16 protein-coding genes are annotated in these 18,204 nt (G+C 72.1%); all 16 read right to left on the reverse strand.

Annotated elements, in window-relative coordinates; translation table 11 throughout:
* Window positions 1–9 precede the first annotated feature (9 nt).
* The gene (locus FHG89_RS13105; RefSeq protein ID WP_139584668.1) at window positions 10–1,212 is read right to left on the reverse strand and encodes an argininosuccinate synthase; all 1,203 of its coding nucleotides are present in this window, start codon (window positions 1,210–1,212) and stop codon (window positions 10–12) included.
* Entirely contained in the window at window positions 1,209–1,724 is a 516-nt protein-coding gene (locus FHG89_RS13110; RefSeq protein WP_139584669.1) for an arginine repressor, read from the reverse strand. Before FHG89_RS13110 ends, FHG89_RS13105 begins: the two co-directional genes overlap by 4 nt.
* Window positions 1,721–2,665 carry an ornithine carbamoyltransferase gene (gene argF, locus FHG89_RS13115; RefSeq protein WP_139584670.1) on the reverse strand — a complete coding sequence of 315 codons (945 nt, stop codon included), beginning with the start codon at window positions 2,663–2,665 and terminating at the stop codon, window positions 1,721–1,723. Before argF ends, FHG89_RS13110 begins: the two co-directional genes overlap by 4 nt.
* Window positions 2,662–3,891 carry an acetylornithine transaminase gene (locus FHG89_RS13120; protein ID WP_139584671.1) on the reverse strand — a complete coding sequence of 410 codons (1,230 nt, stop codon included), beginning with the start codon at window positions 3,889–3,891 and terminating at the stop codon, window positions 2,662–2,664. Before FHG89_RS13120 ends, argF begins: the two co-directional genes overlap by 4 nt.
* Entirely contained in the window at window positions 3,888–4,775 is an 888-nt protein-coding gene (gene argB, locus FHG89_RS13125) for an acetylglutamate kinase (RefSeq protein WP_139584672.1), read from the reverse strand. Before argB ends, FHG89_RS13120 begins: the two co-directional genes overlap by 4 nt.
* Window positions 4,772–5,944 carry a bifunctional glutamate N-acetyltransferase/amino-acid acetyltransferase ArgJ gene (gene argJ / locus FHG89_RS13130; protein WP_139584673.1) on the reverse strand — a complete coding sequence of 391 codons (1,173 nt, stop codon included), beginning with the start codon at window positions 5,942–5,944 and terminating at the stop codon, window positions 4,772–4,774. Before argJ ends, argB begins: the two co-directional genes overlap by 4 nt.
* Window positions 5,941–6,942 carry an N-acetyl-gamma-glutamyl-phosphate reductase gene (gene argC, locus FHG89_RS13135; RefSeq protein ID WP_139584674.1) on the reverse strand — a complete coding sequence of 334 codons (1,002 nt, stop codon included), beginning with the start codon at window positions 6,940–6,942 and terminating at the stop codon, window positions 5,941–5,943. Before argC ends, argJ begins: the two co-directional genes overlap by 4 nt.
* A gap of 102 nt (window positions 6,943–7,044) precedes the next feature.
* A complete protein-coding gene (locus tag FHG89_RS13140; protein ID WP_139584675.1) occupies window positions 7,045–10,422 on the reverse strand; it encodes a P-loop NTPase in 3,378 nt (1,125 codons plus the stop codon).
* Between the two features lie 3 nt (window positions 10,423–10,425).
* Entirely contained in the window at window positions 10,426–11,109 is a 684-nt protein-coding gene (locus tag FHG89_RS13145) for a hypothetical protein (protein ID WP_139584676.1), read from the reverse strand.
* 197 nt (window positions 11,110–11,306) lie between these two features.
* Window positions 11,307–13,853: a phenylalanine--tRNA ligase subunit beta gene (gene pheT / locus FHG89_RS13150; protein WP_139584677.1), complete on the reverse strand. Its 2,547-nt coding sequence runs from the start codon at window positions 13,851–13,853 to the stop codon at window positions 11,307–11,309.
* 40 nt (window positions 13,854–13,893) lie between these two features.
* Complete coding sequence (gene pheS / locus FHG89_RS13155; RefSeq protein ID WP_139584678.1) at window positions 13,894–14,961, reverse strand: phenylalanine--tRNA ligase subunit alpha; 1,068 nt, start codon at window positions 14,959–14,961, stop codon at window positions 13,894–13,896.
* 219 nt (window positions 14,962–15,180) lie between these two features.
* Complete coding sequence (locus FHG89_RS13160) at window positions 15,181–15,978, reverse strand: TrmH family RNA methyltransferase (RefSeq protein ID WP_139584679.1); 798 nt, start codon at window positions 15,976–15,978, stop codon at window positions 15,181–15,183.
* Window positions 15,979–16,061: 83 nt separating this feature from the next.
* Window positions 16,062–16,454, reverse strand: a complete 393-nt coding sequence (gene rplT, locus FHG89_RS13165) for a 50S ribosomal protein L20 (protein ID WP_007458417.1) — start codon at window positions 16,452–16,454, stop codon at window positions 16,062–16,064.
* Between the two features lie 32 nt (window positions 16,455–16,486).
* Window positions 16,487–16,681, reverse strand: coding sequence for a 50S ribosomal protein L35 (gene rpmI, locus FHG89_RS13170; protein WP_007458415.1), 195 nt, complete (start codon window positions 16,679–16,681; stop codon window positions 16,487–16,489).
* A 20-nt stretch (window positions 16,682–16,701) separates the two neighbouring features.
* Entirely contained in the window at window positions 16,702–17,352 is a 651-nt protein-coding gene (gene infC / locus FHG89_RS13175) for a translation initiation factor IF-3 (RefSeq protein WP_139584680.1), read from the reverse strand.
* A gap of 341 nt (window positions 17,353–17,693) precedes the next feature.
* Window positions 17,694–18,167: a PH domain-containing protein gene (locus tag FHG89_RS13180; RefSeq protein WP_208760954.1), complete on the reverse strand. Its 474-nt coding sequence runs from the start codon at window positions 18,165–18,167 to the stop codon at window positions 17,694–17,696.
* Between the last annotated feature and the right edge of the window lie 37 nt (window positions 18,168–18,204).

The following is an 18,204-nucleotide window of genomic DNA, read 5'->3' on the forward strand; positions in this document are numbered from 1 at the left end:
CCATGCTCGTCAGCCACCCATCCGGGCGTCGCGTGCGGCGGCCATCCGACTCGGCAGGCCCCACAGTTGCACGAAGCCCTTCGCCAGGGACTGGTCGAAGGTGTCGCCGGTGTCGTAGGTGGCCATCCCGAAGTCGTACAGGCTCGCCTCGGAACGCCGACCGGTGACCGTTGCGCGTCCGCCGTGCAGGACCATCCGTACTTCACCGCTGACGTGCCGCTGCGCGTCGTCGATGAACGCGTCCAGCGAGTCTTTCAGCGGCGAGAACCACAGGCCGTCGTAGACCAGCTCGCCCCAGCGCTGGTCCACGCTCTTCTTGAAGCGGGCCAGGTCACGCTCCACGGTCACCGCCTCCAGCTCCTGGTGGGCGGTGATCAGCGCGATCGCGCCGGGCGCCTCGTACACCTCGCGGCTCTTGATACCGACGAGGCGGTCCTCGACCATGTCGAGCCGGCCGACGCCCTGCGCGCCCGCGCGCCGGTTCAGCTCCAGGATCGCCTGGTACGGGGTGACCGTCTCACCGTCGATCGCCACCGGCACGCCGCCGTCGAAGGTGATCACGATCTCGTCGGCGTCGCGGGGCTCGGCCGGGTCGGCCGTGTACGAGTAGAGGTCCTCGACGGGGGCGTTCCAGATGTCCTCCAGGAAGCCCGTCTCCACGGCACGACCCCACAGGTTCTGGTCGATGGAGTACGGCGACTTCGCCGACACGTCGATCGGCAGCCCCTTCTCCTCGGCGAAGGCGATCGCCTTGTCCCGCGTCCACGCGAAGTCCCGGGCCGGCGCGATGATCTTCAGATCGGGGGCGAGCGCGTTCAGGCCCACCTCGAACCGGACCTGGTCGTTGCCCTTACCCGTGCAACCGTGCGAGACGATCGTGCCGCCGTGCTTGCGCGCCGCCGCCACCAGGTGCTTGACGATCAGCGGGCGGGACAGCGCCGACACCAGCGGGTAGCGGTCCATGTAGAGGGCGTTGGCCCGGATCGCCGGCAGGCAGTAGTCGGCCGCGAACTCGTCGCGCGCGTCGACCACCTCGGACTCGGCGGCGCCGCAGTCCAGGGCGCGCTGCCGGATGGCGTCGAGGTCCTCGCCGCCCTGCCCGACGTCGACCGCCACCGCGATCACCTCGGCGCCGGTCTGCTCGGCCAGGTAGGGAATGGCGACCGAGGTGTCCAACCCTCCGGAGTACGCCAGGACGACCCGGTCGGTCATGGTGTGGTGTTCCCTTCAAGTGTGTCGTCCCGGCGGGCCCAGCCGGCGAGCTTGTCGCCGAGCGCGGCCCCGCCGACGGCCTCGCGGGCCACCACGAGGATGGTGTCGTCGCCGGCGATGGTGCCGACGACCTCGGGCAGTCCCGCTCGGTCCAACGCGCTGGCCAGGTACTGGGCTGCGCCCGGCGGGGTACGCAGCACGGCGATGTTGCCGCTGGAGTCGACCCCGTTGAGCAGTTCGCGCAGCAGCCGCACCAGCCGGGCCGGTGCGGCCTCGGCGTCGCGCAGCGGCCGGTGGCCGTCCTCGGGGATCAGGTAGACGGCCGGGCCGTCGCCGCCGCGCACCTTGACCGCGCCCAGCTCCTCCAGGTCCCGCGAGAGGGTGGCCTGGGTGACCCCGACGCCGTCGGCGGCGAGCAGGTCGGCCAGTTCGGTCTGCGAGCGCACGGCCCGGTCCCGGATCAGCTCCACGATCCGGGCGTGCCGGGCGGCGCGGGTCAACGGGGCGGTCATCGCTGCTCCCCGGTGCCGGTCTCGCCGCGCAGCAGGAACGTCAGCAGCGCCTTCTGGGCGTGCAGCCGGTTCTCCGCCTGGTCGAAGACCGCGCTCTGCGGGCCGTCGAGCACCTCGTCGGTGATCTCCTCACCGCGGTGCGCGGGCAGGCAGTGCAGCACTACCGCGTCCGGCGCGGCCTGGCCGAGCAGCTCCTTGTTGACCTGGTACGGCAGGAACGGCGTGACCCGGTCCAGACCGTCGGCCTCCTGCCCCATCGACGTCCACGTGTCGGTGGCCAGCACGTCGGCGTCACGGACCGCCCGGGCCGGGTCGGTGAGCACCCGTACCGAGCCGCCGGTGCCGGCGGCGATCCGGGCCGCCCGGTCGACAACCGCCTCGTCCGGCGCGAAGCCGTCCGGCCCGGCGATGCGGACGTGCATCCCGGCCGTCGCGCCGGCCAGCAGGTACGACTGCGCCATGTTGTTCGCGCCGTCGCCCACGTAGGTGAGGGTGCGCCCGGCCGTGCCGCCGCACCGCTCCCGGATGGTGAGCAGGTCGGCCAGCAGTTGGCAGGGGTGGAAACCGTCGGTGAGCGCGTTGACCACCGGCACGCTGGCGCCCTGCGCCACCTCGGCGATCCGGTCGTCGCCGTGGGTGCGCAGCACGATCGCGGCCACGTAACGCGACAGCACCCGTCCGGCGTCCGCGAGGGTCTCGCCCCGGCCGAAGTGGGTGACCTGGGTGTCCACGACCAGGGGGTGACCGCCCAGCTCGGCGATCCCGGCGTCGAACGAGATCCGGGTCCGCAGGCTCTGCTTGTCGAACAGCACCGCCACCGAGCGGGGGCCGGCCAGCGGCTGGTGGCCGAACCGGTCGGCCTTCATCCGCGCCGCGAGGTCGAGGACCGTGGACTGTTCGGCGGGCGAGAGGTCGTCGTCGCGCAGGAAGTGCCGGATCATGCGATCGTCCCCGTCGTGGTGGGCTGCGTGGAGGGTTCGGGTGCCGTGCCCGCGGCCGCTGGGGCCGTCACGTCAAGCGCCGCGGGGAGCGCGGCGAGGAAGGCGTCCGCCTGGGCGACGGTGAGGATCAACGGCGGTGCGAGGCGGAGCACACCCGGCTGCACCGGGTTGACCAGGACACCGGCCTCGCGCAGCGCCTCGGCCAGGACCGTCGCCACTGGCGCGGTGAGCGTCACGCCCAGCAGCAGCCCGGCGCCGCGTACGCCGCCGATCAGCGGATGGCCAAGCGCCTCGATGCCCCGGCGCAGCCGCTCGCCGACGCGCTTGACGTGGTCGAGCAGTCCCTCGTTGGCGATGGTCGCCACCACGGCGAGCGCCGCCGCGCAGCTGACCGGGTTGCCGCCGAAGGTGGTGCCGTGCGAGCCCGGGGTGAGCAGGTCGGCGGCCCGACCGAAGGCGAGCGTGGCGCCGATGGGCAGCCCACCGCCCAGACCCTTGGCCAGCGTGACCACGTCCGGCTCCACGCCCTCGGCCTGGTGCGCGAACCAGTGACCGGTCCGGCCGACGCCGGTCTGCACCTCGTCGAGCACCAGCAGCGCGCCGTGCCGGGCGGTGATCCGCCGCGCCGCCGCGAGGTAACCCGCCGGGGGTACGACCACCCCGTTCTCGCCCTGGATCGGCTCCAGGATCACCATGGCGGTCGCCTCGGTGACCGCCGCCTCCAGCGCGGCGACGTCGCCGTACGCGACGTGGGTCACCTCGCCCGGCAGTGGACGGAACGGGTCGGCCTTGGCCGGTTGGCCGGTCAGCGCGAGGGCGCCCATGGTGCGGCCGTGGAACCCGCCCGCGGTGGCGACCACGTGACCGCGCCCGGTACGCCGGGACAGCTTGAACGCCGCCTCGTTCGCCTCCGCGCCGGAGTTGGCGAAGAAGACCCGGCCGGGCCGGCCGGCGAGGGCCAGCAGCAGCTCGGCCAGGGCGACCGGCGGCTCGGCGATGTAGAGGTTGGACACATGCCCCAGGGTGGCGACCTGCTTCGACACGGCGGCCACCACGGCCGGGTGGGCGTGTCCGAGAGCGTTCACCGCGATGCCGCCCACCAGATCCAGGTACTCCCGGCCGGCGTCGTCCACCACGACGGCGCCGGAACCGGACACCAGCGCCAGCGGCGGCGTGCCGTAGTTGTCCATCATGGACTGACCCCAGCGCTGCGCCAGAGCGCTCATGACCCGATCACCATCGTTCCGAACCCTTCCGAGGTGAACACCTCGAGCAACGTGGAGTGCGCCACCCGACCGTCGACGACATGCGCGGCGGGAACTCCCCCGCGCACCGCCCGCAGGCAGGCCTCCATCTTGGGCACCATCCCCGACTCGAGGCTGGGCAGCAGCTTCGCCAGGTCGTCCGCGGTGATCTCGGAGACCAGGCTGGTGGTGTCCGGCCAGTCGGCGTACAGGCCGGCCACGTCGGTGAGCACGACGAGCTTGCGGGCCCGCAACGCGATCGCCAGAGCGGCCGCGGCGGTGTCCGCGTTGAGGTTGTGCAGCACCCCGTCGACGTCCGGCGCGACAGTCGAGATCACCGGGATCCGGCCGGCGTCGATCAGATCGGTCACCGCCGACACGTCCACCGACTCGACGTCGCCGACCTGGCCGACGTCCACGGGTTGCCCGTCCACGTACGCCGGGCGGCGCACCGCGGTGAACAACCGGGCGTCCTCGCCGGAGAGGCCGACGGCGAACGGACCGTGCGAGTTGATCAGCCCGACCAGCTCCCGGCCCACCTGCCCGACCAGCACCATCCGGACCACGTCCATCGCCTCGGCGGTGGTCACCCGCAGACCGCCCCGGAACTCGCTGGCGATGCCGAGCCGGCCCAGCATGGCCGAGATCTGCGGGCCGCCGCCGTGCACCACGACCGGCTTCAGGCCGGCGTAGCGCAGGAAGACCATGTCGGCGGCGAACGCCCGCTGCAACTCCGGGTCGGTCATGGCGTTGCCGCCGTACTTCACCACCACCGTCGAGCCGGAGAAACGCGCCAGCCAGGGCAGCGCCTCGATAAGCGTCTCCGCCTTGACCTGGGCGCGGGTGAGATCACCGCTGAGACTCATGTCGAGTACGCCGAGTTCTCGTGCACGTACGCGTGGGACAGGTCGTTGGTCCAGATCGTCGCGGCCGACGTTCCGGCGTGCAGGTCGATGCGGATGGTCACGTCCCGCCCGGTCAGGTCGACAGTCGAGCGGTCCTCGGCGGCGGCACCACCCCGGCACACCCACACCCCGTTGACCGCGACGTCCACCTCGTCCGGCTCGAACGCGGCGGCGGTGGTGCCGACGGCGGCGAGGATCCGGCCCCAGTTCGGGTCGTTGCCGAACAGCGCGGTCTTGACCAGGTTGTTGCGGGCCACCGAGCGGCCCACCTCGGCCGCGTCGTCCTCGTCGGCGGCGCCCACCACGTCGATGGCGACCTGCTTGGTGGCGCCCTCGGCGTCGGCGATGAGCTGCTGGGCCAGGTCGTGGCAGGCCGCGGTGACCGCGGCGGCCAGCTCGGCCGGCGTCGGCTCGATGCCGCTCGCGCCGCTGGACAGCAGCAGCACCGTGTCGTTGGTGGACATGCAGCCGTCCGAGTCGACCCGGTCGAAGGTGACCCGGGTGGCCGCGCGCAGCGCCTCGTCCAGCACGGCCGGCCCGGCCACCGCGTCGGTGGTGAGCACGCAGAGCATGGTGGCCATCCCCGGCGCGAGCATCCCGGCGCCCTTGGCCATCCCGCCGACCGTCCAACCGCTGCCCCGGGCCACAGTGTTCTTCGGGCGGGTGTCGGTGGTCATGATGGCCTCGGCGGCGGCTGGACCGCCGTCGCGCGACAGGCCCCGGATCGCCGTACGGACCCCGGGCAGCAGCTTCGGCATCGGCAGCCGCTCACCGATCAGACCGGTGGAGCAGACCGCCACCTCGCCGGCGCCGAGGAGCAGCCGCGGGCTGACCGCGCTCAACGCGGAGGCGGTGTGCTCGGCGGTGGCGTGGGTGTCCTGGAAGCCGGCCGGGCCGGTGCAGGCGTTGGCGCCACCGGAGTTGAGCACCACCGCCCGCACCACACCGCCCTGCACGACCTGCTGGCTCCAGCGCACCGGCGCGGCCTTGACCCGGTTGGTGGTGAAGACACCGGCGACACCGGCGTCCGGGCCGTCGTTGACCACCAGGGCGACGTCCGCGCCACCGCTGGCCTTCAACCCGGCGGCCACCCCGGCCGCCCGGAACCCCCGAGGGGTGGTGACGCTCATGGTGCGACTCCCCAGATGGACAGGCCCGTCGTCTCCGGCAGGCCGAGCATGAGGTTGGCGTTCTGCACGGCCTGACCGGCCGCGCCCTTGCCCAGGTTGTCCAGTGCGCTCAGGACGATCAGCCGACCCGAGTCGACGTCCACGGTCGCCTGGAGGTGACACGAGTTGGAACCCAGCGTGGCGGCCGTGTGCGGCCAGCGGCCCTCCGGCAACACGTGCACGAACGGCGCGTCGGCGTACGCCTGCGCCAGCACCTGCTGCGGGTCGACGCCGCGCGCCGGCGTCGCGGTCACCGTGGCGAGAATGCCGCGCGGCATCGGCGCCAGGACCGGGGTGAACGACAGGCCCGTCGCCCCGGACGCCTGCTTGATCTCCGGCACGTGCTGGTGGGTGCCGACCCGGTACGGCGACAGGTCGCCCATCACCTCGCTGGCCAGCAGGTGCGGCTTCGCCGCCCGCCCGGCGCCGGAGGTGCCGGAGGCGGCGACCACCACCACGTCGGCGGGGCTGGCCGCGCCATCGGCGATGAGCGGCGCGAGCGCCAGGGTGATAGCCGCGGCGTAGCAGCCGCTGTTCGCCACCCGGGTGGAGCCGGCGATCAGGTCCCGCTGGCCGGGCAGCTCGGGCAGGCCGTAGGTCCACTGCCCGGCGTGCGTGCCGCCGTAGTACTGCGCCCAGGCGTACGGGTCGGCGAGCCGGTGGTCCGCGCCCAGGTCGACGATGCGCACCTCGGCCGGAAGCTGGGCCGCGAGGGCCGCCGACTCGCCGTGCGGCAGGGCCAGGAAGACCAGATCGGCGTCGGCGAGAGTCGACGGGTCGGTCTCCCCGAGCACCAGGTCGAGCCCGGTGAGCTGCGGGTGCACCACGTCGACGCGGTGCCCGGCCTGGCTGTGCGCGGTGGCGGCGACCAGGTCGAACTCCGGGTGCCCGGCGATCAGGCGCAGCAGCTCGCCCCCGGCGTAACCGCTCGCACCGGCGACCGCGACTCGGATCCCCATACCCACCTCCGCATGACTATGCAGAAGAGGCTAACAGGGGTGATCACCGGACTGCAAGTTCATGCAGCGTGCCGCATATAACTACGCACCGAGCGTCCCGGTTCACAGCGGGATCGTTCGCTCCTCCTCCGCCTGCACCATGCGTTCCAACGCCTTGGTGCAGTGCTGCGCGGCCGATCGGAACTCCACATTCATGGCCAGCAACCGGTGCCCGATCTCGATCCAGCGCAGAATGCGGCGGGCGAGGCTCTGACGCTCGTCGTCGGTGAAGAAGACTCCGCGCTGCAACCAGTGCGTCCCGTCCTTGACCATCGTGACGATCGTATGCGGCGACCGGTCGCCCTCCTGCGCGGCGATCCGCTCCAGTTCCCGGAACGCGTCGACGGCCACGTCGTGCAGGCCGCGGTCGGTGGGATGCTGGCTGGCCCGTCGCAGGCACACCATTGCCCAGGTGGTGACCACCTTGAAGTGGTCCTGCCCCCCGTCACAGCCGCGCGAGGTCTCCAGGTACGTCGCCGCCAGATCCAGGTTGCGCCGTTCGAGCTCGTACGACCCGCACTGCAACCAGTAGTGGAAGTCGTCCTTGAGGTAGTCGTGCAGCTGGTGGTAGACGTTCCGCACGGACTCCACCGACAGTCCGGATTTCATCATCACCCGGTGGTTGATCAGCGCGACCATGGCCCGGCGGGTCGGGTCGTTACGGTCGGTGATGTCCGCGCCGCGCTGCACGTAGAACAACAGCAGACGCTCGAACAGGTCCAGGAAGTACGCCTTGTCATCCCGGATGAACTTCTCCATCGCCTCCGCGACCACCCGGTGCCGGGTGCGGATGTGCCCCGACTCCCGCCGCACCAACATCCGCCGGCCGGAGACGAGCCGCTCGATCGCCCGGTTGACCACCAGGTCGGGTGGCCCGTCCGAGGCGATCTGCAGCAGAGCGTTCTGCGGCAGCGTCAACGAGCGGTCCTCATACTGCAGTGCCTCGAACAGGCACACCGTCGCGTAGATGTTCCGCTCCCGAGGATCGAGCTGATCGAACTCGCTGCTGACCCGCTGTTCGAACCGGTAGCCGGTGATCACCTCCACCATGGCGGCCATCAGGTCGCGGTCGGACACCTGCCGCAGCCGCTCCACCCGTACGTCGTGCAGCCGGTACTGCTTGAGCTTGCCGAGTTGCCGGAACGTCTCCAGCCGGTGCACCAGTGCGTTGAGGTCGTCGTCGGTCAACCGCAGCGGCGGTACCCGGGTCAGGCCGGCCACCTCGTCGAGCAGATGCCCGCGGGTGCTGCGGATGGTGGCTGCCACGAGCATTCCGCCGCGCTGCCCCAGCCGCGTCACCAGGCGGGCCGCCTCGGCGCCGAAGATATCGACGTCGTCAATCAGCACGGCGTCCAGACCGAGATCGACGCACTCGCCGAGAACGTCCTGACTCGACTTCGTGGTCGCCCGGTCCACCCACCCAACGGCTAGACCACGCGTGTGCAGGGCCACCGCGAACTGCATCAGGGTGGTCGACTTGCCGGTGCCGGACCGGTCGTTAAGCACCAGCACCGGTTTACGCGGCCCGTCGACCTCGGCCAGTTCGAGCATCGCCGTCAGGGTGGACAGCGGCGCCGGGATGGACTCCTTCACGTCCCCCCATGTGGGGTCCGTGCCTCGCAGATAGAGGGGATCGCCGGTCGGTGCGGCCTCCAGCAGCGCCGAAACGAGCTGCACCCCGGCGTTGCGGTCCAGCACGGAGCGCATTCGGGCGCGCAGTTGGGCGCCACGCCGCATCGGCTCCCTCGACGCACCAAACCGCTGCCGGGCCAGTTCCTCGACGGTGACCGGGATCTGGGCGCACCCGACACCCGTCAGCTTCCAGGAGGCGGTGGCGTCCACGCCCGGCGCGACCACGAACCGGCGCGGAATGGCCTCCGCGCCCCCGTCGCCGGCCAACGTGTCGAGGTAGAGCGCCAGGTGGCGACTGTCCACATCACTGGCGGTGAAGACCACCGGATGGGTGATCAGGTCCGCCTTCATCTGCCGGAACCACTGGGCCCGGCTACCGCGCCCCCGATCGTCGATGTCGAAACTCACCGGAGCGGTGCTGCTGCCCGGGGCGATGCCGTTCATCGCCACCACCTCGAGCTGCTGGCGTCCCCGGCCCGGAGGGTCGCGGTGCGCGTCCACGACCACCACGTTCGCGCCGACGTCGAAGCGGGCCGCGATGTCGTGGAAGATGTTCGTCCCGGTGCAGTCGTATACCCGGTACCAGGGAGCCAGCAGTAGCCGCATTGCCGTGTCGTTGACGGTGGAGCCGTCGGCGACGAGCATGCCGCCGATGGTCCGGTGCACCAGCGACGGATCGACCTGCCGCAGTCGTTGCATGACCGCAGCCAGCGTCACCCGTCCGCCCGAGATCTCGCTGGGCAAGTGCTTGACCAGCGTGTCCAATACGTCGTCTGGGCTTCCGAGGGGACTCGACCACTCCCCCCGCGACTCGGCCTCCAGGCCGGAGGTGAGGACCAGGACGGCCTGGCCGGTGGCCATGATGTTGTCGAGTTCCTCGTGCAGGACCGCCAGATCCGTACCGGCCGGCTCGGACTCGGCAGGCGGTTCGTCGACCGCGACGTCCAGCGCTCCGGGCATACGGGCGGCAGCGTCGAGGACCGTGGCACCGTCCAGGTCGACCAGCCCGACCGCCCCGGTCACCGTCCGCCGAGCGGCGAACAGGTACGCCCCCGTGTCGAGCGTGAGCCAGCCGTCCCCCTCGACAGAGCCCGCCTGACCGGCGACCGGCAGCACCGGGATCGGAGAATCATCGGGCAGCGTGGTGGCGATCGGGGCGAAGACCGCGACGCCGTCGACCGGCTCCGGCCACGCGTCGACGACAGCGCTCATCTGCCGACCGTGCAGGATGGCGAGTTCCGCCGGGGCGTCGGCGGTGAGCATCCGGAAAGCGCTGTTGAGCATGACGAGGCCGAGCCGGACCTCGCCGGAGCCGAGCACCAGCCCGCCCTCTCCGGGCATCAGCCCAGGCAGCCATCCACTCTCAGTGGCGTACCCGTCGTACCACTGCTGAAAGGGCTGGAAGCCGACGCGAATCGCGTCCCGCACGTCCGGGGTCTCGTCCGCCCAGAAGTTGTCCCGCACCATGGGCCAGAAGTCGGTCAATGACCGCACGGTCACCAGGGCACCGGACATCGGGGTGCGGTCACCGGGACCTGGTACCGCCAACACGGCGGGCAACTCCGTCGGCACCGGGGCGTCGCAGCACTCGGCGAGAATCCGGTCCACCAGCGCGGAGACCGCGACGAACTCGTCGTCGGCCGCCGACGTCGTCAGGTTGCCGACGAGGACGACGGCGTCCAGCGCGCCGCCCGCCTCGTGCAAGCGGGCGATCGCGGCCACGCAGGCCTCCGCCAGGTCCATCGCGGCCGCCGCCGCCGACGGGACGCCCCGGACGATCAGCAGTGTGGGATCGGTGTGCAGCGCCACGGCTCAGCCCTCCATGGTCAACGCGGACGACACCGCGCTTCTCGGAATTCGTACGGTGACGTCCCGTCGTTCACCACAGCGGTCGAGCCGCACGGAGACGAACTGCCCCGAGAACGAAGTCACGTCGATCTCCCCGTCGACCCTCGCCTCCCCGGTGCCGCAGAGGGCACGGAGGGTCGCCTGTCCCTCGGTCCCGAGGATCAGGACGCCACGACGGGCCTTGTCGGGGTGCTCGACGAACAGCGCCGAGCCGAAGGTCAGCATGGTCACCGCCAGGGCCAGGACCGATGCCAGGTTGGCCGTCCTCTGCCGGCGGTCGACCTGGCGGGCCTCGTCGTCGCCACGCTTGAGCACCTCCTCAACGAGCGACCGGCCGTCGCGCGCCTCCCGGGCGGCGGTGGGCGCGGCAGGCACGATTGTCGCGATCGCGCGGACGTAGAGCACCGCGGCCAGCAGCCAGAGCGTGACAGCCGCGCAGCCCCCGACGCGGGTCACCGGCGCGGCGGTGGCCAGCGACGTGAGGGTGAACGTCGCCACCAGCGCGCCGGCGAACACGGTCACGACCGACTGCGCCGCCTGGGCCCGGGTACGCGCGCCTGCGGCGGCTCGCACCCGGTCGGGGTAGTAGGCCTGCACAACGGCGTCCTGCACGGACGTCAGCAGCGGATCGGTGGGCGAACCCGACATGGAAGCCCTTCGTCATCTGGGTTGTCGGTGGACTGTATGCACCCGCCCAAGGCGCTGTTGCGCGTCTGTACGAATCCCGACAGGCCCATCGCCCTACCGACGGCGCGAGCGCCGGAACCGGGTAATGAGGCATCGACTGAAACGACTACGAGGGTCCTTCCCGCAGAAAACCTGCGGGAAGGACCCTCGTTGGATGGTCAGGCGCCGCGCAGGGTGGCGCCGAAACGCTCCGCCGCGACGGCGACCGCCGCGTCCCGTGCCGCCACCGCCTCCTCGACGGTCAGCGTCCGGTCCGGGGCCCGGAAGGTCAGCTTGTACGCCAGTGACCGGCGGCCCTCGCCGAGCTGCGCGCCCGAGTACACGTCGAACAGCCGCACATCCTCCAGCAGCTCACCGGCGCCCGCCTCCAGCGCCCGGCGGACCTGCTCGGCCGGCACCGAGTCGTCCACCACCAGGGCCACGTCGATGAGCGCCGGCGGGAAGCCGGAGACCGTTGGCGCGGGCGTCACCGGGGTCGGCGGCAGCACGTCGAGGTCCAGCTCCATGGCGCAGGTACGGCGGGGCAGCTCCAGCGCCGCCACCACCGCGGGGTGCAGCTCACCGGCGTGCCCGACGACCGCGCCGTCGACCCGCAGCTCGGCGCACCGGCCGGGGTGCCACGGCGCGTACTCGGCCGCGCGCACCTCGACCCGCTCGTCCGGGATCCCGGCGGCGGCCAGCACGTCACGGCCCGCCTCGATGGCGTCCGCCCAGCCGGCCGGCCGACCGGCACCCCACCAGCCGGCCGGGTCGATGTCCCCGGCGAGGACCACCGCGACGTGCACCGGCTGCGCCGGCACCACCGCGTCGGCGGCGGCGAACTCCGCGTCGGTGGGCCGCCGGTCCACGCCCATCGCGGGCGGGCTGCCGGCGCCGGGTCGCGGGTGGAAGACCGCGCCGATCTCGTAGAGGGCGAGGTCACGGTGACCCCGACCGAGGTTGCGCTTGAGGATGCCGAGCAGCGGGCCGAGCAGCGTGGTGCGCAGCAGCGGCTCCTCCTCGGACAGCGGGTTGGCCAGCCGCACCGCGGGCCGACGCGGGTCGTCAGCAGGCAGGCCGAGCTGGTCGGCGAGCTCCGGCGACACGAACGGGTGCGCGAGCACCTCCACGTACCCCCGCTCGGCCAGCGACCAGGCGACGGCCCGGCGGCGACGCTGGCGCGGGGTCAGGCCGCGGCCGGGCGGCGCGGTCGGCAGCACCGACGGCACCTTGTCGTACCCGTCGAGGCGCACGACCTCCTCGACCAGGTCGGCCGGGTCGGTCAGGTCGGGTCGCCAGGTCGGCGGGGTGACGCTCAGCGCCGCCCCGGCGCCGCTGGCCACGCCGACCGCGCCCGGGTCCTCGGACAGGCGGTCCGCGCCCTGCGCGACCGTGCAGCCGACCCGCTCCAGCAGGGCGACGACCCGCGCCGGCGGGTACTCGACGCCAACCCGCCGGGTGGGCAGGTCCGCCGGCAGGGTGATCGGGGTACGCGGACGGACGTGGTCGATGTCCAGGATCTCGGCGCTCGGGGTGCCGCCACCGTGCTCGGTGAGCAGCCGGACGGCCCGCTCCAGCGCGACGAGCGCCACGGCCGGGTCGACGCCCCGCTCCCAGCGCTTCGCGGCCTCGCTGAACAGCTTGTGCCGGCGGGCGGTCCGCCCGACCATCGCCGGGTCCCAGTGCGCCGCCTCGAAGAGCACTGTGGTGGTGTCGGCGACGACCTCGCTTGTCTCGCCGCCCATCACCGCCGCGAGCGAGATCGGCCCGGTGTCATCGCAGATGACCATGTCGTCGGCGGTGAGCACCCGGTTGACCCCGTCGAGCGTGGTCAGCTTCTCCCCCGGCTCGGCGCGACGGACCACCAGCGGCCCGACGATCCGGTCGGCGTCGAAGGCGTGCATGGGCTGGCCCAGCTCCAGCATCACATAGTTGGTGATGTCCACCGGCAGCGAGATGCTGCGGATGCCGGCGGTGACGAGCCGCTGGGCCATCCAGGACGGCGTGGGCGCGTTCGGGTCGACGCCGCGGACCAGGCGGGCGGTGAACCGGTCACAGCCGACCGGGTCGCGGACCTCCACCGGGTACGCAGGCGTCGGCGTACCGCCCGGCGCGGGCGCCATCCCCGGGTCGCGCAACGGAACGTCGAACGCGTGCGACAGCTCCCGGGCCAGGCCGCGCAGGCTCAACGCGTACCCCCGGTCCGGGGTGATCTCCAGCTCGAGCACGACGTCGTCGAGGCCCACGACCGGGCGCGCGTCGTCGCCCGGCTTGGCCGCCACGTCCGGCGGCAGCACGATGATGCCGGAGTGGTCGTCGCCCAGGCCCAGCTCCTTGGCCGAGCAGATCATGCCTGCCGAGTTGTGCCCGTACGTCTTGCGGGCGCCGATGGCGAACCCGCCGGGCAGCACACCGCCGGGCAGGATCACCACCACTTTGTCACCGACGGCGAAGTTGCGCGCCCCGCAGACGATCTCCTGGGGGTCGCCGGTGCCGTTGGCGGCGCCCACATCGACCCGGCAGAAGCGGATCGGCTTCTTGAAGCCGGTGAGCTCCTCGATCTCGCGGACCTCACCGACGACGAGTTGACCGGTGACCGACGCGGCCAGGTCCACCACGGACTCGACCTCGATGCCGAGATCGACCAGGGCCTGCTCCAGGTCACCGGTGGGCAGGTCGGCGGGGAGGTCGACGTACTCCCGCAGCCAACTGACAGAAACTCGCATGACTTCAGACCACCGTTCCCGTGTCTCGTACCCGCATCGCCTACGCCCCGGTCCCGAGCGCGCGGCTGAACCGCACGTCGCCCTCGAAGAGATGGCGGATGTCGCTGACCCCGTGCCGGACCATCAGGGTCCGGTCGATGCCCATGCCGAAGGCGAATCCGGAGTAGACCTCCGGGTCGACGCCGCAGGCGCGCAGCACCCGCGGGTTGACCATGCCGCAGCCGCCCCACTCGACCCACTGCGGGCCGTCGCGGTGCTCAGGGAACCAGACGTCGAACTCCGCCGACGGCTCGGTGAACGGGAAGTAGTGCGGCCGCCACCTGGTCTTCGCCTCCGGGCCGAACATCGCCCGGGCGAAGTGGTCGAGCGTGCCCCGCAGGTGCGCCATCGTGATGCCCTTGTCCACGACGAGGCCCTCGGCCTGGTGGAACACCGGGCTGTGGGTGGCGTCGATCTCGTCGGTGCGGTAGACGCGGCCGGGCACGATCACGTAGATCGGCGGCTTGCGGCTGAGCATCGTGCGGGTCTGCACCGTCGACGTGTGCGTGCGGAGGACAAGGCCGGAGCCCTCCGGCGCGATGTGGAACGTGTCCATCAGACCGCGCGCCGGGTGGTCGGCGGGGATGTTCAACGCGTCGAAGTTGACCCACTCCAGGTCGACCTCGGGCCCCTCGGCCACCTCGTAGCCCATCCCGACGAACAGGTCGCTTATCGACTCCATCAGGACGCTCAACGGGTGCCGGGCGCCGCGCGGACGCCTGTCGTACGGCAGGGTGACGTCCACCCGCTCCTCGACGAGCACCCGCTCGGCCTGCTCGCGCTCCAGCACCTCGGCGCGGTCGGCGTACGCGGTCTCGATCGCCCGGCGGGCCTCGTTGACCCGCTTGCCGGCGTCGGACTTCGCGGCCGGCGGCAACGCGCCGATCTCCCGGCGCGCGAGGGAGACCGGTGACCGGTCACCCAGGTGCACCGAACGCAGGGCGGTCAGCGCATCCGGGTCGGTCGCCGCCGTGAACGCCTTCGTGGCGTCCGCGACGGCCTCGTCCAGGGCGGCGGGGTCGAGCAGGGCGACCTGCTTCGGGTCGTACGGATCGTTGCGGTAGCTCATGGCGTACGGGCACTCCCTCACGGCGGCGCCAGCCCTCACCGGGGCGGCTAGGCGAGTCTACGGACGCGCGGCTGTGCCGCAGCCCGCCGGTAGGAGTTGCGCAGGGAGCAGGTCAGGCCCGCCGCCCGCCGACACCGGCGGGCTGGCTAAACGAACGCCGTGGCGCGTTCATCGACGGACGCTCTCCCCTGCTGTCAGTCGCGCCGGGTGTGGACACCATCAGCGCTGTGCTCTCGCTGAAGCGTACAGGCAGACTGCGGCGGCGGCAGCCAGGTTGAGGCTCTCGGCGCGCCCGTACAACGGCACCCGCACGCGGGCGTCGGCGGTGGCGGTCAACTCCTCGGACAGGCCGTGCGCCTCCGAGCCGAACAACCACGCGGTGGGGCCGGCGAGCCGACCGTAATCGATCAGGTCGTCCAGGTCGCTGTCGCCGTACCCCGTGGTGGCGAAGATCGACAGCCCGGCGGCGCGCAGCGCGTCGACCACCTCGACCGGGTCGGCGGCGCGGACCACGTCGACGTGGAAGAGGCTGCCGGCGGAGGCGCGTACACACTTGCCGTTGTACGGGTCGACGGCGTCTCCGGCGAAGACCACCACGCCCGCCCCGGCGGCGTCGGCGGTGCGCAGCACCGTGCCGGCGTTGCCCGGGTCGCGGATCTCGGCGAGCACCGCCACCAGCCGGGGCGCACCGGCGAGCGCCTGCTCCAGCGGCACGTCGAGGTGCCGGCAGACGGCGACCAGCCCCTGCGGGGCGACGGTCTCGGCCAGCGCGGCGAGGGCCTCGTCGGTCACCTCGGAGATCGGCACGTCGGCGCGGGCCGCCGTGGCGGCCAACTCCGGGTGCCGGTCCAGCGCGGTGGTCGTACCGAAGAGTTCGGTGACCACCCCCGGGCGTGCGAGGGCCTCGCGGACCGCCTGCGGGCCCTCGGCCAGGAAACGGCCGGTGGCGTCGCGGTCCCGGCGGCGTTGCAGCCGGCGGGCGGCGACAACCCTTGGGGTACGCGGGGTGAAAGCCATGGTGTGCGCTCCTCCGGCACGATCGAGGCGCCCCCCGGACGGCGATGCCGACCCGGGAGACGCCTCGCTCTGGTGCGCGGGGATCAGGCGGCCTGGGCCGCCGCGCCGCCGGTGCCCTCGGCCGTGACCGCGGCCCGGGCCAGCTCGACGATCGCCGCGAACGAGGCGGCGTCGTTGACAGCCATGTCGGCCAGGATCTTGCGGTCGACCTCGATGCCGGCCAGACGCAGGCCCTGGATCAGGCGGTTGTAGGTCATCCCGTTCGCCCGGGCGCCCGCGTTGATCCGCTGGATCCACAGCTGCCGGAAGTCGCCCTTGCGGTCGCGACGGTCCCGGTAGGCGTACTGCATCGAGTGCAGCACCTGCTCCTTGGCCTTGCGGTACAGCCGGGAGCGCTGACCGCGGTAACCGCTCGCGGTCTCCAGCAGGGTACGACGCTTCTTCTGGGCGTTCACAGCCCGCTTGACGCGTGCCATCTCAACTCCTTCTTACGTAAAGGTGGCGCGCGTCAGCGGCCGAGCAGCTTCTTGATGCGCTTGACGTCGGCCTTGGCCAGCACGACCGTGCCGGTCAGCCGGCGGGTCTGGGTGGAGGGCTTCTTCTCCAGGTTGTGGCGCAGGCCGGCCTGCTGGGCAACGATCTTGCCCTTGCCGGTCACCTTGACCCGCTTACCCATACCCGTGTGGCTCTTCATCTTCGGCATGTGGAACGTCTTCTCCCCTGTTACTCGCCGCTGGTGTCGGCGGCGAGGCCGGTGTCACCGGCTGCTGCGGTCTCGCCGACCGCCGCGGTCTCATCGGCTGCCGGAGCGGCGGACTCGTCCGCGGCCCGGTCCCGAGGTCCGCCGCGAGACGCCGTGGCGGCGACCGCGGAAGCCTTGACGGCCCGGTGCGGGGCGAGAACCATGATCATGTTTCGGCCGTCCTGCTTCGGAGCGGCCTCGACGTATCCCAGTTCCGTGATCTCGGACTCGAGCCGGCGCAGGAGCCGGTAACCCAGCTCCGGGCGGCTCTGCTCGCGACCGCGGAACATGATCGTCACCTTGACCTTGTCGCCCGCCTTGAGGAACCGCACCACGTGACCCTTCTTGGTCTCGTAGTCGTGCGGGTCGATCTTCGGCCGAAGCTTCATTTCCTTGATGACGGTCTGCTGCTGGTTACGCCGCGCTTCGCGCGCCTTGAGTGCGCTCTCGTACTTGAACTTGCCGAAGTCCATGAGCTTGCACACCGGCGGGCGCGCCATCGGCGCAACCTCGACCAGGTCCAGATCGACGTCCGCGGCCAGCTGAAGGGCGCGCTCCAGCGGGACGATGCCCACCTGCTCACCCTCGGGGCCGACCAGTCGGACCTCACGTGCCCGGATCTGATCGTTCACGCGTGGTTCGACGCTGATGGGGCCTCCTCGAGTCGTTTCTGCTCAGTTGCCGACCCTCGCGGCCCCCGGGTGGGGGTCATCCTGGAAAGCAGAAGGCCCCGGCGCATGCCAGGGCCCGCTCGACCGGTCAGCACGATCACAGGATCGCGCATCCGGCACCGGGGCGTACCCGGAACCGGGGACCGGACCCGGCCACCGTAGCGGCGACTCGGGTGGGAGCAGGCGCTCCGCTTTCGTGGCTGTCTGCTCGCACGCGGAGACAGCCTGGTCGACCTCACAACACTACACCCCGGCCCGGGTCACCCCCAAACCGGGCACCCCCAGGCGCGAGCGCGGGCGGGTCAGCTGCCGGCGGCGCGTTCGGCGAGGCGGGCCAGGTGCGCCTCGTGCAGCCGGCGCAGGGCGCGGACGCCGTCGACGGCCAACTCCTTGTCGGCCGCCTGCAGGGCGACCATCGGCAGCAGGTCGTCGTCGTGCAGCTCCAGGCTGGCCCACGGCGCGCCCCGGTCGAAGCGGACCCCCCGGACGACCTCCCAGGGCAGCTCGTACGAGCTGACGACGTTGCGCACGCGGACACCCCGCGCGTCGGCCTCCACCCGCGGGCGGGTGAACAACAGGAAGCCCAACGCGCCGAAGACGCCCAGGCCGATCATGGCGATCTGGTCGCCGCGTTGGAAACTGCCGTAGCCGTCGCCGGTCGGCCCGCTCAGCGAGGTGGCGACAAGAGCGAACACCACCACCAGCGCGACCGCTGCCGACCAGCAGACCACCCGGATGCGGCGGGGCTTCAGGTGGACCAGCTCGGTTTCACTCACCCCACCAGTCTGCCATCCGCACCCGCCCAGCGACCGC

Origin of the sequence: Micromonospora orduensis (genome assembly GCF_006228125.1) — a bacterium.
In the GTDB taxonomy this organism is placed as follows: Bacteria; Actinomycetota; Actinomycetes; order Mycobacteriales; family Micromonosporaceae; genus Micromonospora; species Micromonospora orduensis.

Coding starts and splice junctions, on each gene's coding strand:
- FHG89_RS13105 (WP_139584668.1), bottom strand. CDS start 1,212: ATGACCGACCGGGTCGTCCTGGCGTACTCCGGAGGGTTGGACACCTCG.
- FHG89_RS13110 (WP_139584669.1), bottom strand. CDS start 1,724: ATGACCGCCCCGTTGACCCGCGCCGCCCGGCACGCCCGGATCGTGGAG.
- argF (WP_139584670.1), bottom strand. CDS start 2,665: ATGATCCGGCACTTCCTGCGCGACGACGACCTCTCGCCCGCCGAACAG.
- FHG89_RS13120 (WP_139584671.1), bottom strand. CDS start 3,891: ATGAGCGCTCTGGCGCAGCGCTGGGGTCAGTCCATGATGGACAACTAC.
- argB (WP_139584672.1), bottom strand. CDS start 4,775: ATGAGTCTCAGCGGTGATCTCACCCGCGCCCAGGTCAAGGCGGAGACG.
- argJ (WP_139584673.1), bottom strand. CDS start 5,944: ATGAGCGTCACCACCCCTCGGGGGTTCCGGGCGGCCGGGGTGGCCGCC.
- argC (WP_139584674.1), bottom strand. CDS start 6,942: ATGGGGATCCGAGTCGCGGTCGCCGGTGCGAGCGGTTACGCCGGGGGC.
- FHG89_RS13145 (WP_139584676.1), bottom strand. CDS start 11,109: ATGTCGGGTTCGCCCACCGATCCGCTGCTGACGTCCGTGCAGGACGCC.
- pheT (WP_139584677.1), bottom strand. CDS start 13,853: ATGCGAGTTTCTGTCAGTTGGCTGCGGGAGTACGTCGACCTCCCCGCC.
- pheS (WP_139584678.1), bottom strand. CDS start 14,961: ATGAGCTACCGCAACGATCCGTACGACCCGAAGCAGGTCGCCCTGCTC.
- FHG89_RS13160 (WP_139584679.1), bottom strand. CDS start 15,978: ATGGCTTTCACCCCGCGTACCCCAAGGGTTGTCGCCGCCCGCCGGCTG.
- rplT (WP_007458417.1), bottom strand. CDS start 16,454: ATGGCACGCGTCAAGCGGGCTGTGAACGCCCAGAAGAAGCGTCGTACC.
- rpmI (WP_007458415.1), bottom strand. CDS start 16,681: ATGCCGAAGATGAAGAGCCACACGGGTATGGGTAAGCGGGTCAAGGTG.